Source organism: Pseudoalteromonas sp. SS15, from assembly GCF_049257195.1.
GTDB lineage: Bacteria > Pseudomonadota > Gammaproteobacteria > Enterobacterales > Alteromonadaceae > Pseudoalteromonas.
Genome location: NZ_JBMMUD010000001.1, coordinates 133811 through 150687, shown reverse-complemented (window position 1 = coordinate 150687; position 16877 = coordinate 133811). Strand labels below are relative to the sequence as shown.

Sequence of the window (16877 nt, the reverse complement as noted above, 5' to 3'; positions counted from 1 at the left end):
ACTATTCACTTTGAGTTTGATCGTCAATAACAACATGCTCAGGAATGGTAAAGTTAAACAGGTTACTGTCTAAAGTACCGTTTAATTTGATGTCAGAAAATTTAAACTCAGTTGATTGACCTGATAAATCCACCACCAATATTTTTGAAAGTTGTTTGTCAGTATTAAACTGTAGCTCTAAAGATTCTACTTGCGAATCAGTTGTCGATTTAGGGATGATTTTGTAATTCTCTTTAGTCTTAGAAACCTGATATTTTTCCCATTGTGTTTTTGCATTTGTAGTTAATAACACAAAAGGCGTTGTTTCGATCAGGTTAAGGCTGGCCATAATGGTCACTTGCTCTGCAAATTCATCGTAATAATAAGCACGATGACCATCAGAAACCAGCATAGTTGAGTCAGGCTCTTGCTGTTGCCAATGAATTTTTAAAGGCTGTGCTAGGGCTAAGCTACCCGAGCCAGTTTGTAATACCTCACCTTGTTCATCAGTGACTTTTTGATTAAAACTTGCTTTAAACGTCGTCATTTCAGAAAGCTTAGCTTTAAGTTCAATTGCAGCATCTGCAAATGCAGCTTGTGATAAAAACAGCGAAGACAAACCGACTAAACTTGATAATAGTGTTTTTTTCATCATTTAATTTACTCCCCCTTTAGGGACTAATACTTCTCGAGCACCATTATGCCCTGGTGAACTTACGACTCCTGATGCTTCCATTTGTTCAACTAAGCGTGCTGCTCGGTTATAACCGACACGAAGCTTACGTTGCACACTCGAAACAGACACCTTGCCTGATTCAATAACAAAACTAACGGCTTCGTCATAAAGTGGATCAGATTCGTCGTCGCCACCTTCTGGCGTTTCACCCGGTAATAAAATATCTTCAGTGGCATCACCACATAAGATTTCTTCGATATAATTCGGCTTACCACGTGCTTTCCAGTCATTTACAACAGCATGTACTTCGTGGTCGTCAACAAACGCGCCGTGAACACGAATTGGTACACTGGTACCTGGTGGTAAATACAGCATGTCACCCATGCCAAGTAAGTTTTCCGCCCCTTGCTGATCTAAGATGGTCCGAGAGTCAATTTTACTTGATACTTGGAAAGCCATACGAGTTGGAATATTCGCTTTAATAAGACCCGTAATAACATCAACAGACGGTCTTTGTGTTGCTAGCACTAAGTGAATACCTGCAGCACGTGCTTTTTGTGCTATGCGCGCAATCAACTCTTCAACTTTCTTGCCTACAATCATCATCATGTCGGCAAACTCGTCAATCACAACAACGATACTTGGCAGTTTATCCAGCGCTTCAGGCTCATTCGCCATACCATCTGTGTCTTTGAACAGCGGATCTAATATTGGTTGACCCGCTTCTTTGGCCGCAAGCACTTTTTGGTTGTAACCTTTTAAGTTACGAACACCAAGTGCTGACATGAGTTTGTAACGGCGTTCCATCTCGCCAACACACCATCGCAGTGCATTTGACGCTTCTTTCATGTCTGTGACAACTTCACATAGTAAGTGCGGAATACCTTCATAGACAGAAAGTTCAAGCATTTTCGGGTCTATCATGATCATACGCACATCTTCAGGCGGCGACTTGTAGAGCAAGCTCAAAATCATCACATTTACACCAACAGATTTACCTGAACCCGTTGTACCCGCAACTAATAGATGCGGCATTTTGCCTAAGTCCGCTACCACCGGTTGACCCGCGATGTCTTTACCTAACACCATGGTTAATGGTGATGGGTTTTGTTCAAATTTAGGCGCGTTAATCACCTCAGATAAGCGTACAATTTCTCTATGTTTGTTTGGTAGCTCAAGACCAACATAGGTTTTACCTGGGATTACTTCTACAACACGAACACTAACCGCTGATAATGAACGCGCTAAATCTTTTGCAAGGCCGGTGATTTTCGCAACCTTAATGCCTGGTGCTAAATCGAGCTCAAATCGCGTGACAACGGGACCTGGGTACACCCCCACTACACTCGCTTGAATATTAAAATCCAGTAGCTTCACTTCGACAAGACGAGAAACAGCATCCAATTCTTCTTTTGATATAGGATTTTTCTGTTTATCTGGCCTGTCTAATAAATCGAGTGATGGAAGAGGATCCTTTGGCGGCTCAGCACTCAGTAATTCTTCAAACTTTTCTTTCGCAGTTGGCTCTGGCACGAAAACTGGTTTTTCTGGGTCAGTTTTTGGCTTGAGCGGTCTTGCTGGAGATTGAACTCTGGTTTCTGGTTCGTGAGCTAAAACAGGTGCATCGTCTAACCCTTGTAAAGCGCTAGATGCATCAAAGTCGTCATCATCAATCGCTGAAAAGTTAATCTCTTGCTCTAAAATGTCATCTAGCTCGTCAAATACATCAGCTCTAGTCTCATTCAAATTTGAGCTATCAAGGCTAGGTTCACTTTTTATTACTTTGCTTTCAGTGTCTAGATTTGTTTCTGACTCTGTTTTCTTTGTAAATAGCCTGTCTTTTAATTTCGCAATTGGTTTTTGTTCTAGCGATTGTTGAGAAGTAAGTTCAGAGTCAGCATGGGTGACTTCGGATTTATCTGACATATCTTCAAGAGTTGTTATTTCATCTAACTGCACTTCAGTTTCTTGTCTAGAGACAGGCTTTACTTGCTTGCTTGTTTGGAAATCTTGGAGCTTATTGAATAATAAACGACAAGCTTGAATAACCTTCTCACCGATGTAGTCAACAAATTCAACCCAAGATACCCCCGTCATTAAGGTTAAACCTGCAAAGAAAAAGCATAATAAAATGATTGAAGTGCCCGTGAATTTGAAAGCCGGGATCATCGCATCACGAACGACGTCACCAATAAATCCACCTGAGGAGACATGATAGATATCATCAAAGTTGATGCTACTGATGGCACTTGCTGAAGACACAAACAAAACTAGACCAATCAATCTTAGGGCTAGAGTGACATAATCAAGGTGAAATAACTTGTGCGGTTTCTTAAACAACAAATAGCCAGCTAGTTGAATGGCTGCAGGCACTAAAAAGGCCATCCAGCCAAAACTCACTAATAAAATATCAGCAACCCACGCACCAGCTGTGCCTGTAATATTTTTTACTTCAAGATATTCACCTGTTTGAGACCAAGCAGGATCAGATGGGTCAAAGCTTATCAAGGCACATAAAGTGAATAATGCCGTGAATGTGCTGACGATCAGACCAGTTTCAAGTAGCCTTTGAATTCCATTAAGACGCATAAAGTGCGTTTACCCCTAGTTTGCCTTGGTTTAGATTTTTTATAGAGTGCAGCTGATGCTTTTTTAGTAAATCTAAACTTTTGGATATTAAAATCTTTTTTATCTGAATAAGCGCTTAAGCACGCTTTTGTATTGACTATAACAATACCAAGAAATAACTAAGCTTCACAGGGTTTTATTACTTCTCCGAGCTCCCCTTTCACCTCTTCCATAACAACATAAGTACGACTTTCACTTATATTTGGTAACTGCAGTAGTATATCGCCAAGTACACCTCGATACTCAGACATATCTGTTACTCTTGTTTTGAGTAAAAAGTCAAAATTACCTGACACTAAGTGACATTCGATTATTTCATCATGTTGCCTCACTGCCTGATTGAATTTATCGAATACGTCTGGGCTATTCTTATTTACTGTTACTTCTACATAAACTAAAAGCCCCTGTCCTAACTTTGCCGGGTCAACAACTGCTTTATACCCTTTTATATAGCCTTCTCGCTCTAGCTTTTTTACACGCTCCAAACAAGGCGTTGCACTAAGTCCTATTCTCCTTGCTAACTCTACATTTGAAAGTCTGCCATCTTTCTGAAGTTCTACTAAAATGTTTCTGTCTATTCGATCTAACTGTTGGTACATGTGCTTTTCAGAGTTTTAATCTGCCATATGATACTTTTTAGAATTTATATCTAGAAGATACACCAAAAAAGGTAGGACATACTAGCTAATGACCAATATAATAGTCGAAAATTTTATCCCGTTCTTATATATGAGGCGATTATTATGCTTATCGGTGTACCTAAAGAAATAAAAAACCATGAATACCGTGTTGGTATGGTTCCAGCAAGTGTTCGTGAATTAATTAACCACGGCCACCAAGTTGTTGTTGAAACAAATGCTGGTATTGGCATTGGTTTTACTGACGAAGATTACATTGCAGTTGGTGCAGAAATCTTACCAACAGCTGCTGATGTTTTTGCAAAAGCAGACATGATTGTAAAAGTAAAAGAGCCTCAAGCTGTTGAGCGCGCTATGTTACGTGAAGGTCAAATCCTATTCACTTACCTTCACCTTGCACCAGATCTTCCACAAACTGAAGACCTAGTTAAGAGCAAGTCTATCTGTATCGCATACGAAACTGTAACTGACGCTCGTGGTGGCTTACCACTTCTTGCGCCTATGTCAGAAGTTGCTGGCCGTATGTCAATTCAAGCTGGCGCTCAGGCACTTGAAAAATCAAATGCAGGTCGCGGTATGCTATTAGGTGGTGTACCTGGTGTTGAACCAGCTAAAGTAGTTGTTATCGGTGCTGGTATGGTTGGTAACAATGCTGCACAAATGGCTGTAGGCATGGGCGCTGATGTTGTTGTTCTTGACCGTAACGTTGACGTTCTACGTCGTGTAGACGCGCAATTCGGTAACCGTGTTAAAGCAGTATACTCAACTGCTGACGCACTTGAAAAACACGTACTAGAAGCTGATCTTGTAATTGGTGGTGTACTTATCCCTGGTGCGGCAGCACCAAAACTAGTGACTGCTGAACACATCAAGAACATGAAACCTGGTTCTGCAATCGTTGACGTTGCAATCGACCAAGGTGGTTGTATCGAGACTTCTAAAGCAACTACACACGCTGAACCAACTTACATTGTTGATGAGGTTGTTCACTATTGTGTTGCTAATATGCCAGGTGCTGTTCCGCGTACTTCAACGTTTGCACTTAACAATGCGACATTACCTTACATCATCAAGCTTGCGAACAAAGGCTATAAAGCTGCACTTCTTGAAGACGATCACTTCATGAATGGCTTAAACGTGATCAACGGTCAAATTACGTGTAAAGAAGTTGCTGAAGGCTTCAACATGGAATTTGTAGATGCACGTACTGCACTAGAAAATGCTTAATCTATAAGTGAAATAAAAAAACCCGCTTTCAGCGGGTTTTTTTATATATATTTAAATTGCCTATCTAAAAGATAAATGCCTTTTTACAAACATTACCACTCAAACATATAAGCCATTTTACTAATAGTTCTTAAAGCGACGTTATGTGTATTACGTTTAGCATATAAATGTTGTAACGATTTATCTTTGATCTCACCAACCACTACTTCTTTAACTTGATAACCTAACGCATAGGCTGCTTGTGCATACGCGACAAACTCCCATTTTTTAATGTTAGTGTTATCAACGATCACAAGTGGGATGCCCTCAGCAAGCGCATTGATATAACGAGCAAGGTTCAAATTATGAAATTCTGATAGCTTGAATTTATCGAAATGATACTCACCTTGTTCGTTATAAAAGTAGTCGTCCGTTGCACAAATCGCGTATTGTGTTTCATCACCTGCGACAAGTTCGTCGACTAAGTTTTGTGCATAATTGCTTTTACCTGAACCTGGGAGCCCTCTTAGAATAAAAACTTGCTTCATTGCCTCTCAACTAATTACTAATTTCTATCACTGAATATACGCCAATGATGCCATATTTATGCAAATTAGTCATGATACTTATATATGGAGTGATATTTAGTGCAATTGACCTTAAAAGAGTTGTCATAAATGGTTTTTTTATTTGCTCATCACAGGTAAGATAATGCCCTCGTACTAAAGGGTACGACAGTTTAAATAATTATTAGAGTAACTAAATCATTGGAGTGAAGATGAGCCACATAGCGATAACGGAGCTACTTAAAGGCACCGTTGCGGTAGACAGCCAAGTAACAGTAAAAGGTTGGATCCGTACACGCCGCGATTCTAAAGCAGGTATTTCTTTCTTAGCCGTACACGACGGTTCTTGTTTTAACCCTATTCAAGCAGTTGTTCCGAATTCGCTCAATAATTATGATGAAGTTACCAATTTGACTGCTGGTTGTTCAGTCAGCGTTACAGGTAAACTGGTTGAGTCTCAGGGCCAAGGCCAAGCTTTCGAAATCCAAGCTGATACAGTTGAAGTTATTGGTCTGGTTGAAAACCCAGATACTTACCCTATGGCTGCAAAGCGCCATAGTATTGAATTCTTACGTGAACACGCGCACTTACGTCCTCGTACAAACGTAATTGGTGCTGTAACACGTGTTCGCAACTGTTTATCACAAGCCATTCACCGTTTCTTCCACGAGCGTGGTTACATGTGGATCAGCACACCAATCATCACTGCAAGTGACTGTGAAGGTGCGGGTGAAATGTTCCGTGTATCAACATTAGATATGCAGAATCTTCCGCTTACAGATAAAGGTGACATTGACTACTCTGAAGATTTCTTCGGTAAAGAAGCGTTCTTAACTGTATCTGGTCAGTTAAATGGTGAAACATACGCAAGTGCGATGTCAAAAATCTACACATTTGGTCCAACTTTCCGTGCTGAGAACTCAAATACGTCTCGTCACCTTGCTGAGTTCTGGATGGTAGAACCAGAAGTTGCATTTGCCGATCTAGAAGACATCGCGAGCCTTGCTGAAGATATGCTTAAGTATGTATTTAAAGCAGTACTTGATGAGCGTCGTGACGATATGGAATTTTTCGCACAACGAATCGAGAAAACAGCGATCTCTCGTTTAGAAGAGTTTGTTGAAAAAGATTTCGCACAAGTTGATTATACTGATGCAATCACAATCCTTGAGAACTGTGGTAAGAAATTTGAGTTCCCAGTTGAATGGGGTGTAGATTTACAATCTGAGCACGAACGTTATCTTGCTGAAGAGCACTTTAAAGCACCTGTAGTAATTAAAAACTACCCTCGTGACATTAAAGCATTCTACATGCGCCAGAATGAAGATGGCAAAACAGTAGCAGCTATGGACGTAGTAGCACCAGGTATTGGTGAGATCATCGGTGGCTCTCAACGTGAAGAACGTTTAGATGTACTAGATGCACGTTTAGAAGAGATGGGTCTACACAAAGAAGACTACAGCTGGTACCGCGATCTACGTAAATACGGCACAGTACCTCACTCAGGCTTTGGTCTAGGTTTTGAGCGTTTAGTAGCTTATGTGACAGGTATGGGCAATGTACGTGATGTAATCGCCTTCCCTCGTACTAAAGGCAATGCAAACTATTAATCTGCATTAGCTTATAAAAAAGCGCCAAATTGGCGCTTTTTTTGTGTGTTACGAAAAGATGAACAATAATCTCATGCAAAAAAAATCCCCGTTCAGAACGAGGATTTTTTATAGCTAGTTCAACTCACTGTGTGAAATTGATAGCAATTTATAAATTCTTAATTAAAGAACTTCTAATAGCTCAACATCAAAGATTAGAGTTGAGAAAGGTGCGATTGATGCACCAGCACCACGCTCACCGTATGCTAGGTCATGTGGGATATATAGACGGAATTTAGCACCAGGCGCCATTAGTTGAAGTGCTTCTGTCCAACCTTTGATAACACCGTTTACTGGGAATTCTGCAGGTTGACCACGTTCAACAGAGCTGTCGAAAACTGTACCGTTGATTAATGTACCGTGGTAATGAACACGTACAGTTGAATCTGCAGCTGGCTTGTCACCTTCACCTGTTGCTAGTACTTCGTACTGTAGACCTGACTCAGTAACAGTTACTTCTGCACGCTTTGCGTTGTCTTCTAGGAAAGCCGTACCTTCAGCAGCTAAAACTTTAGCTTCTTCTTCGCGACGCTTTTGAATTTCTGCATTGATTGCTTCAAATGCAGCTTGAATTTCAGGGATTTCAACACGAAGTGCTTCACCAGCATACGCATCTTTCATACCTTCAAACACTGAGTGAAGGTTAAGACCATCGAAAGGGTTAGCTTTAAGCTGCTCGCCCATTTGAAGACCGATACCGTAGCTTGCTTTTTCTGCACCTGTATTAAATAAATCAGACATGTAAATTTTCGCTTTTTTAATTTAAAGAATGTTGCAGTGTAACACACTGCAGATTGAGATAAAGGTTACTCTGATTGCTGCTTATCCATTAATTTTTTGAGTTCTATCACAACAAATGTTGCAAACGGTAAACTTAATACCAAGGCAAGTTTTAACTCTTTGCTGTAGTCGATAAGTTGCTCTGTGAAAAAATACCCAAAGCCAATAATACCAAAAGCACCAACTATCATTGCGCAGAATATTGGCCATACTTTTTCGTACTTCACAATTAAGTGACCAACTAATAGATTAAACAGAAATGTGTAGAGAACGGTGTTAAGAAGATTCGGGTCTTGTTGTGCATCGATTGATAATTGCAATGCCATTTCCAAGCCACTGACATAGAAAAAACTAAAAATGATCCAAAGTGAAAAACGCTTTACCAAATCAAGTTTCATACTTCCTCCAAACGAAAAAAACCGCCTAAAGGCGGTTTTGGGAATGAGGTGGCGGAGAGATAGGGATTTGAACCCTAGATACGCTATTAACGTATGCCGGTTTTCAAGACCGGTGCTTTCAACCACTCAGCCATCTCTCCGTTGTTGGCGCGAATAATAGAGAGTTTTACAAACCTTGTAAAGTACTATTTTAAAAAAAGAACCAACATTGAATTGTTTGATTACTAATAATACTGTTTTGGTCGTTTTGCTATGAATGCACCCATTAAACTCACGCAAGTTAAGCTTATGAGTACAAATGCTGAATCAACAAATAATTTTGTGATCTCATCTAATGTATAATTTTGTGTATATAAAAGCGGTGCAAATGAAATGCTTCCGACAAAAAGCAACACTTTAAAAGCTCTAGAGAATTCATAGCGTTTACTATAGTTCATCCACCAAGTAAGTACTAAAAGTAAAAATGAAGCTGGAAGAAATAAATATTGAACTTGTTCCGTGACATAAGATGAATAGTAAGAAAGAGCAGCCCCTATTGCGGACCACAATAACCAAACCCACCAATTCTCTTTTTCTTTTAAAAATAGATTGCCCATAAAGTGTCACATGATTTTATTATTATTAATATCTTTATAAGACTAACAAATATACTGGCTATAAAACAACCGTCTCGGGCAACAAAAAAGCGCTCAATTGAGCGCTTTCTTAATTATGATTTTAAAGCTTTTCGTTGAGCTTCTTTTTGCTGCTGTTTTGCTTGCTTGCGCTGTAGTAAAGCTTCTTGAGCTTCATGCCCTATATGGCCTTCGCCACGCTCTTGCGCCAATTTCATTTGTTTTTGGCGCTCAGCGAAGCGTGCACGCTGCTCTTCAGTTACATTATCAATACAGTGATGACAAGAAACACCCTCTTCATATTCAGGCTTTTGTTTTTCTTCATCGGTGATTGGCATACGACAAGCATGACACTGATCGTATTGACCTTTTTGTAAGTCATGATCGACGGCTACACGGTTATCGAATACAAAACACTCACCTTCCCATAAAGATTCTTCTTTTGGTACTTCTTCAAGGTACTTAAGAATACCGCCTTCTAAGTGGTAAACTTCATCAAAGCCCTGCTCTTTCATATAAGCAGTCGACTTTTCACAACGAATGCCGCCAGTACAAAACATCGCTACTTTTTTATTTTTAGCTGGGTCTAAGTTTTTCTCTGCCCACTCAGGGAATTCACGGAAAGTCTTAGTATTTGGGTCAATAGCATGTTTAAACGTGCCGATTTCAATTTCGTAATCATTACGAGTATCAACAACAACAACATCTGGGTCCGAAATAAGCGCGTTCCAATCTTGTGGCTTAACGTAAGAACCAACCACTTTTAACGGGTCGATACCTTCGACACCCATAGTCACGATTTCTTTTTTAAGTTTTACTTTTGTTCTATAGAACGGACACGTTTCGTCGTAAGACTCTTTAGAAACAATATTATCTAAACCTGGTTGCTCATCTAACCAAGCAAGTAATGTATCGATACCTTCACGTTTTGCAGCAACAGTACCGTTAATACCTTCAGCAGCAAGAAGCAAAGTACCACGTACTTCATTTGCTTCCATAACTTCTAAAAGAGGCTGACGAATTTCTTTGAAGTTTGGTAATGAAACGAATTTATAAAGTGCACATACAACATATTGAGCAGACATAATATTCCTAATTAGCTTTGAATAAGGCTATTAGTTCTTAAGCACGACTAATAGCTAACTACCGGATCGTAAATCCGGCGCCGGAGGCGGTATTGTACGGATTTAACAAAAAAATGCACTAATAAAGCTAAAATATCCCTGTGTTGCACAACTCTGTTTGATATAATTGCTGCTTAAACTTTATTTGGAGTAGTAACTTTGCAATTTACCGAATTAGGTATTGATAGCCGCTTGGCTCAACAACTTTCGCACCAAGGGATAGTTTCACCTACTGAAATTCAGGCTCAGGCCGTTCCGACTGCAATCGCAGGTCACGATGTATTTGCACAATCTAAAACTGGTTCAGGTAAGACATTAGCTTTCTTACTGCCTGCAGTGCACAGAATAATGAAACAAAAAGCACTAAGTAAGCGCGATCCAAGAGCGCTTATCATTGCACCTACACGTGAACTCGCGACCCAAGTTTTTAATCAATGTCGACTGTTAATTGCAAGCACCAATATTTCTTTAGTAAAGATCCTTGGCGGTGAGAACTTTAATGACCAAGTGAAAGCGCTTCGTAAAAACCCACACATTGTTGTGGCTACACCTGGTCGCTTGGCTGATCACCTTTCTCAAAACACCGTGCAATTGAACGGTTTAGAACTGCTTATTTTCGATGAAGCTGATCGCATGTTAGATTTAGGTTTCGAAGAACAATTAAACTTAATCAACCAATCAGCTGATCATCGTCTAAGGCAAACATTGCTATTTTCAGCGACTTTAGATCATGCACAAGTTGAAGTCACTTCTCGTCAGCTCTTAAAAGCACCAAAACGCATCATTTTGAGTGATGCGCAGCAGAAACACGACGACATTGAGCAAGCACTATATTTTGCAGATCACCTTGATCACAAAGAAGCACTTCTCAAACATTTAGTTACTGATGCCTCTGTTGGTCAATGCATCATTTTTACAGCCACAAGAAACGACACGCAGCGCATTAGTGAACTACTTAAAGAAATGGATATCTCTGCAGTAGGTCTTGCGGGTGATTTAACGCAAGCCAAACGCTTAGATATTATGGATTCTTTTAGTCGCGGCTTATTTAAAGTATTAGTGACCACAGACGTTGCGTCACGGGGTCTTGACTTGTTAAGCGTCACGCATGTTATTAATTTCGATCTTCCTAAACAAGCTGAAGAATATGTACACCGAATAGGTCGTACCGGTCGTGCTGGCTTTAAAGGTGTTGCAGTATCATTCGTAGGTCCTAAAGATTGGAAGAGCTACCTTGCCATTAAGTCATATTTACATGAAATCCCTGATTTTAAAGTCATTGAAGGGTTAGAAGGCAAATTTAAAGGCCTCAGACCACCAAAACCGGCCAAAAATATTACCTCAAAATCAAAAGATACGGTTAAAAAGGTTAAGAAAAAACCATATAAAAAACCGATTAAGAAAAATAAAAAGCCTATCCCTGCGCCATTCGACGTGGATGGTGCAGCACCATTAAGACGTAAGCCAAAGCCAACTGAGGAATAATTATGTTAGGCACAAAACAACATTTACAAATCACAGAACTTTGCGCTGAAGGGGCTTATTTAGACGGCGGTCAACTAGGCGAAGTTTTTCTGAAAAAATCTGAAGTATCAGAGTATTTAGAAGAAGGTGATAGTGTTCAGGTTTTCATCTACCAAGATAATTTAGGTCACCCTACTGCTACGACTAAAGATGTAATTGCTCAAGTAGGCGATTTCGCTTTATTACGAGTTAAAGAAATAAATAAGATTGGTGCTTTCTTAGATATTGGTATCGATAAAGATATTTTGTCTCCTTACAATGAACAAAAGCCAAAAATGCGTGAAGGCTATAGTTATCTTGTTAAATTATATTTAGATAATGCAAGCAAACGTATTTGTGCTTCTAGTAACTTAAAGAAATTTTTAGACAAAGAAACACCGTCATATCAACCAAACGAAGAAGTCGATTTAATCGTTGCTTCTAAAACAGATATTGGCTTTAAAGTTATCATTAATGACAGCCATACAGGTGTTGTGTTTTTCAATACCGTTTTCAAAAGACTGTTTATCGGTCAGAAATTAAAAGGCTTTATCAAACAAGTTAGAGAAGATGGCAAAATAGATGTCGTACTTGAAAAGCAAGGCGTGCAAAAATTTAAAGATCTTGGTGAGCAGATTTTGTCTGAACTTAAAAACTCAGAGGGCTTTATTCCTCTTGGCGATAAATCTGATCCTGAAGAAATTAAGAAACGTTTTGGCTCAAGTAAAGCAAACTTTAAAAAAGCCATCGGCGGTTTGTTTAAACAAGGCTTGATTGATATCGAAGCTAAGTCTATTTCTTTGAAAGAAAAGTAAAAATAACTATTTAAGAAAAAGGCAGCTTGCGCTGCCTTTTATATTTTCGTCAATCAATTTAAGCGTTAATTTCCAAATTAATGGCTTCTAACGCTTTAACAGGATCTTCAGCTTTAGTAATTGGTCGACCAATTACTAAATAATCACTTCCCGCTTCGACCGCTTTCTTTGGTGTCATAATACGCTTTTGGTCGCCAACATCTGCACCAACAGGACGAATACCTGGTGTCACTAATTTGAAATCCGCACCCAATTCAGTTTTTAAGCTTTCAGCTTCTTGAGCTGAACATACGACACCATCAAGGCCTGCTTCTTGTGCAAGCTTGGCAAGATATAAAACTTGCTCTTGTGGCGTTTTATCAACACCTAAACGTGATAACTGTGCCTGATCCATGCTTGTTAGAACAGTCACAGCAATCAGTAATGGACCATTTTCATATTTAGCTAAAGCTTCTTTTGCTTTTTGCATCATTTCTAGACCACCACTTGCATGCACGTTAACCATCCACACACCTAGCTCAGCAGCAGCTGTTACAGCTTTAGCAACTGTATTAGGAATATCATGGAATTTTAGGTCTAAGAATACATCAAAACCTAAGTCAACTAACTGTTTAACAAACTGAGGACCGAAATAGGTGAACATTTCTTTACCGACTTTAAGGCGACACGTTTGAGGAGAAAGTTGCTTAACAAAGTCTAATGCTGCTTGTTCATTGTCATAATCAAGCGCAATTAATACTTTTTTAGAATCGTGTTGAGACATAATAATCCTAATCGAATAAAGTTAAGTAAGCCTTAAAAACCATCAACGCCTTTATTTGGTCGTATAGTTTCCCAATGCTTACAAGAAGGGCAAAGCCAATATAATTTATGGCTTGTAAAACCACAGTGACGACACTGATACTCTGGTTTAGTATTTATGTAGGATGTAACTAAATGATCTATCTCATTTAATACATCTTGTAGTTTGTGGTTTTTACTACTCAGCAGTTTTAATAAGTAACTAAAACCTCTAATTGATGGCTCACGTTTTAAACTATCAGTTAGAAATTCTATCGCTTCATTTGCTTTATTTAATTCCAATAAAGATTGGCAATGTTTTATTTTTATCAGCATACCGCCCTTTGGCAATAATTCACTGATCAATTCATAAAACTGAGACTGTAAATTAAGTGCATTATAGCTATGCTCAAGTTGTTCCATATAAATTGGCGCTGTATCAGTAAAGCTACAAATGAGTTTTCGCCAATAATATATACTCTTCACATAATCTTCATTGTTATAAGCATCTAAACCAAGTTCATACATAGGGCGAATTGTTTTGTGGTTTAGTGCAAACGTCTTTTCCATTAATTTAGGCGTTTGATTAGATAATGCGGTTTCACAATAGAAGTTTGCGATTGCGGCACAATGACTTCTTTTACTAAATAAGTCACTGTGAGCTTCAAACATATTCACGCCTTTTTGCCATTCGCTCATTTGTGAATATAAATTAATAATTGGCTCTAGTGCTTGCGTGTTATTCGACTTAACTAGAATAATTAAATGCTCTTCGGCGCTGTCTAATAAGCCAGCCATAATGTAATCTTGCGCAAGTTCTAGTCTGCAATCAGACATGATGCGTTCATCTAAATTAGGCTGATTAAGAAGGAGTTCATGAATTTTGATTGCTCTATCTATTTCGCCTCGTTTGCGAAATAAACTGGCTAAAGTAAGGTAATGCTCGACAGAGTCGGCAGAAACTTCAAGAAGTTGAATAAGGTGTTCAAGACCCTGATCTTCTTCACGGTCTAGTAAGAATTTTAGCCCTTTACTATATTCGGACGTGATTTTTCTGCTGTATTCATGAGCTTGATTTTTAGCACTATTCTTACCCATTACATAACCGTAAGCAGCAGCAACAGGAAGAAGTAAAAACAGCAGTTCTATCATTATTGAGTATTTATCTGATCAGCGTTTACTTTATCTTTTCTATTTAAACGGTAATTCTGCCATTTAAGTTTAGAAACTGAAGCAGTGCCGATTAAACAACCAATCAACAACCCAATAATAAATGTGATTGCGAGAATAGTGGCAAGAGGTAAAGTGCTACTCGCTAATATATAGTTTACTTGTACTTCTGAAGGGTTTTGTGAACCTATTACAAAAGCTAAAACTATTAGAACTAACAACAATCCTTTTTTGGCGATCTTTACCAACTGCTACCCTACCCTTAACCTGCAATACTTGCGTTTACTCTGTCTCTAAGCTCTTTACCAGGCTTAAAGTGTGGGACGTGTTTACCATCTAATTCAACTGTTTCACCAGTCTTAGGGTTACGACCAGTACGAGGGGCACGGTAATGTAGCGAAAAACTACCAAATCCACGGATCTCAATGCGATCTGAATCTGCTAATGACCCTGCCATTTGTTCAAGAATCTCTTTAACGGCATTTTCAACGTCCTTCACAGGAATATGAATATGTTGTTCAGCTAACTGTTCTATCAATTCTGACTTTGTCATAATTTTTCCTCAAAATAAAAAGAAAGGGCAAAAGTGCCCTTTCTATCTGTACTCGAAATTAGTCTTTCTGAGCGTTTTTGAAAGCTGCAGCCATTGCATTTTCGAATGCTGGCTCTTCTTTCTTAAGCTTCTCAAGAACTTCTTTCTCTTCAGCTTCGAACATAGCTTTAACTGATAGGCTGATAGTACGGTTCTTACGATCAACACCTACGAATTTAGCTTCGATTTCGTCGCCTGCAGAAACAACAGTTGTTGCATCTTCAACACGCTCTTGAGCGATGTCAGCTACACGGATGTAACCTTCAACACCTTCGATAAGCTCAACAGTTGCACCTTTCGCGTCAACTTCAGTCACTTTACCTTTAACAATAGCACCTTTTTTGTTTGCGTCTAGGTAGTTATTGAAAGGATCTGCTTCAATTTGCTTAACGCCTAGTGAGATACGCTCACGCTCTGGGTCAACTTGAAGTACGATTGCAGTGATTTCGTCGCCTTTCTTGTACTCACGTACCGCTTCTTCACCTGGAGTGTTCCAAGAGATGTCAGATAGGTGTACAAGACCGTCGATACCACCTTCAAGACCGATGAAGATACCGAAGTCAGTGATAGACTTGATCTTACCAGTAACTTGGTCGCCTTTGTTCTGTAGGCGAGCAAATTCTTGCCATGGGTTAGCAATACACTGCTTAAGACCTAGAGAAATACGACGACGCTCTTCGTCGATTTCAAGAACCATAACTTCAACAGTGTCACCTAGTGAAACAACTTTTGAAGGGTGGATGTTTTTGTTAGTCCAATCCATTTCTGAAACGTGAACTAGACCTTCAACACCTTCTTCGATTTCAACGAAACAACCGTAGTCAGTTAGGTTAGTTACACGACCTGAAAGCTTAGCACCTTCAGGGTAACGACCAGCGATAGCTGCCCATGGATCTTCGCCAAGTTGCTTAAGACCTAGAGAAACACGTGTCTTCTCTTTGTCGAACTTAAGTACTTTAACTGCGATTTCGTCACCAACGTTAACGATTTCACTTGGGTGCTTAACGCGCTTCCAAGCCATGTCAGTGATGTGTAGAAGACCATCAACACCACCTAGGTCTACGAATGCACCGTAGTCAGTAAGGTTCTTAACGATACCTTTAACTTCTTGACCTTCAACAAGGTTAGCAAGTAGTTCATCACGCTCTTGTGAGTTTTCAGACTCGATAACTGCACGACGAGAAACAACAACGTTGTTACGCTTCTGGTCAAGCTTGATTACTTTGAACTCTAACTCTTTACCTTCAAGGTGAGTTGTGTCACGTACTGGACGAACATCAACAAGTGAACCAGGTAGGAATGCACGGATTGAATCAACTTCAACAGTGAAACCGCCTTTAACTTTACCATTGATGATACCAGTAACAGTCTCTTGCTCTTCACATGCTTTTTCAAGACGGATCCAAGCTTCGTGACGCTTAGCTTTCTCACGAGAAAGGATAGTTTCACCGAAACCATCTTCGATAGCATCTAGTGCTACGTCTACTTCATCACCAACAGCAACTTCTAGTTCACCAGCAGCATTTTTGAATTGCTCAGCAGGGATTGCACTTTCAGATTTAAGGCCAGCGTCAACAAGAACGATGTTGTTCTCGATTGAGATAACAGTACCTTTAACGATTGAACCTTGTTCTGCTTCAAAACCCTTTAGGCTTTCTTCAAATAACTGCGCAAAATTTTCTGACATTATACGTCTCTAAATATTTAATAATCCAATTGGCAACCATGCCGCATGGGGTAGTTTAACAAGCACCGACTT

Annotated in this window: 17 protein-coding genes and 1 tRNA gene; 4 read left to right on the top strand and 14 right to left on the bottom strand. The window is 39.4% G+C overall.

Annotation, left to right across the window (positions count from 1 at the left end):
• Window position 1: 1 nt before the first annotated feature.
• The 3 genes from lolA to lrp all read right to left on the bottom strand — a co-directional run bounded on the left by lolA (window position 2) and on the right by lrp (window position 3882).
• A complete protein-coding gene (lolA, locus tag AAEU28_RS00655; protein ID WP_421962516.1) occupies window positions 2-634 on the bottom strand; it encodes an outer membrane lipoprotein chaperone LolA in 633 nt (210 codons plus the stop codon).
• Window positions 635-3244: a DNA translocase FtsK 4TM domain-containing protein gene (locus AAEU28_RS00650; RefSeq protein WP_421962515.1), complete on the bottom strand. Its 2610-nt coding sequence runs from the start codon at window positions 3242-3244 to the stop codon at window positions 635-637.
• Window positions 3245-3402: 158 nt separating this feature from the next.
• On the bottom strand, window positions 3403-3882 hold the full coding sequence (gene lrp / locus AAEU28_RS00645) for a leucine-responsive transcriptional regulator Lrp (RefSeq protein WP_130254308.1): 480 nt from the start codon (window positions 3880-3882) through the stop codon (window positions 3403-3405).
• 144 nt (window positions 3883-4026) lie between these two features.
• On the opposite strand from lrp, the gene ald reads away from it, so the two are divergent.
• Window positions 4027-5148, top strand: a complete 1122-nt coding sequence (ald, locus tag AAEU28_RS00640; RefSeq protein ID WP_421962514.1) for an alanine dehydrogenase — start codon at window positions 4027-4029, stop codon at window positions 5146-5148.
• Window positions 5149-5240: 92 nt separating this feature from the next.
• On the opposite strand, the gene AAEU28_RS00635 is transcribed toward ald, so the two are convergent.
• Window positions 5241-5675, bottom strand: coding sequence for an ATP-binding protein (locus AAEU28_RS00635; protein ID WP_421962513.1), 435 nt, complete (start codon window positions 5673-5675; stop codon window positions 5241-5243).
• A 230-nt stretch (window positions 5676-5905) separates the two neighbouring features.
• Between AAEU28_RS00635 and asnS the strand changes: the two genes are divergently transcribed.
• Complete coding sequence (gene asnS / locus AAEU28_RS00630) at window positions 5906-7303, top strand: asparagine--tRNA ligase (protein ID WP_421962512.1); 1398 nt, start codon at window positions 5906-5908, stop codon at window positions 7301-7303.
• 162 nt (window positions 7304-7465) lie between these two features.
• Here asnS and AAEU28_RS00625 read toward each other — a convergent pair whose 3' ends face one another.
• The 5 genes from AAEU28_RS00625 to AAEU28_RS00605 form a co-directional block, all read right to left on the bottom strand.
• A complete protein-coding gene (locus AAEU28_RS00625) occupies window positions 7466-8083 on the bottom strand; it encodes an FKBP-type peptidyl-prolyl cis-trans isomerase (protein ID WP_058029735.1) in 618 nt (205 codons plus the stop codon).
• 65 nt (window positions 8084-8148) lie between these two features.
• On the bottom strand, window positions 8149-8520 hold the full coding sequence (locus AAEU28_RS00620) for a hypothetical protein (protein ID WP_421962511.1): 372 nt from the start codon (window positions 8518-8520) through the stop codon (window positions 8149-8151).
• A 49-nt stretch (window positions 8521-8569) separates the two neighbouring features.
• Window positions 8570-8660, bottom strand: a tRNA-Ser gene (locus AAEU28_RS00615).
• 84 nt (window positions 8661-8744) lie between these two features.
• The gene (locus AAEU28_RS00610; RefSeq protein WP_138568563.1) at window positions 8745-9116 is read right to left on the bottom strand and encodes a hypothetical protein; all 372 of its coding nucleotides are present in this window, start codon (window positions 9114-9116) and stop codon (window positions 8745-8747) included.
• A 113-nt stretch (window positions 9117-9229) separates the two neighbouring features.
• Window positions 9230-10219 (bottom strand): rhodanese-related sulfurtransferase, encoded by a 990-nt coding sequence (locus AAEU28_RS00605; protein WP_421962510.1) that lies wholly within the window; start codon window positions 10217-10219, stop codon window positions 9230-9232.
• A 198-nt stretch (window positions 10220-10417) separates the two neighbouring features.
• Here AAEU28_RS00605 and AAEU28_RS00600 point away from each other — a divergent pair, with 198 nt between their 5' ends.
• Entirely contained in the window at window positions 10418-11743 is a 1326-nt protein-coding gene (locus AAEU28_RS00600; RefSeq protein ID WP_421962509.1) for a DEAD/DEAH box helicase, read from the top strand.
• Complete coding sequence (locus AAEU28_RS00595; RefSeq protein ID WP_421963085.1) at window positions 11740-12576, top strand: S1 RNA-binding domain-containing protein; 837 nt, start codon at window positions 11740-11742, stop codon at window positions 12574-12576. The genes AAEU28_RS00600 and AAEU28_RS00595 overlap by 4 nt, the downstream gene beginning before the upstream one ends.
• Window positions 12577-12634: 58 nt before the next feature.
• On the opposite strand, the gene pyrF is transcribed toward AAEU28_RS00595, so the two are convergent.
• From pyrF to rpsA, 5 genes are read right to left on the bottom strand one after another with little or no spacing between them, the layout of a single operon-like run.
• A complete protein-coding gene (gene pyrF, locus AAEU28_RS00590) occupies window positions 12635-13339 on the bottom strand; it encodes an orotidine-5'-phosphate decarboxylase (RefSeq protein WP_404389474.1) in 705 nt (234 codons plus the stop codon).
• Window positions 13340-13371: 32 nt separating this feature from the next.
• Window positions 13372-14508 (bottom strand): lipopolysaccharide assembly protein LapB, encoded by a 1137-nt coding sequence (locus AAEU28_RS00585; RefSeq protein ID WP_404389476.1) that lies wholly within the window; start codon window positions 14506-14508, stop codon window positions 13372-13374.
• Window positions 14508-14774: a lipopolysaccharide assembly protein LapA domain-containing protein gene (locus AAEU28_RS00580; RefSeq protein ID WP_138568557.1), complete on the bottom strand. Its 267-nt coding sequence runs from the start codon at window positions 14772-14774 to the stop codon at window positions 14508-14510. Before AAEU28_RS00580 ends, AAEU28_RS00585 begins: the two co-directional genes overlap by 1 nt.
• A gap of 14 nt (window positions 14775-14788) precedes the next feature.
• Complete coding sequence (gene ihfB / locus AAEU28_RS00575) at window positions 14789-15079, bottom strand: integration host factor subunit beta (protein WP_404389479.1); 291 nt, start codon at window positions 15077-15079, stop codon at window positions 14789-14791.
• A 58-nt stretch (window positions 15080-15137) separates the two neighbouring features.
• Window positions 15138-16805 (bottom strand): 30S ribosomal protein S1, encoded by a 1668-nt coding sequence (gene rpsA, locus AAEU28_RS00570; protein WP_058029725.1) that lies wholly within the window; start codon window positions 16803-16805, stop codon window positions 15138-15140.
• Window positions 16806-16877 lie beyond the last annotated feature (72 nt).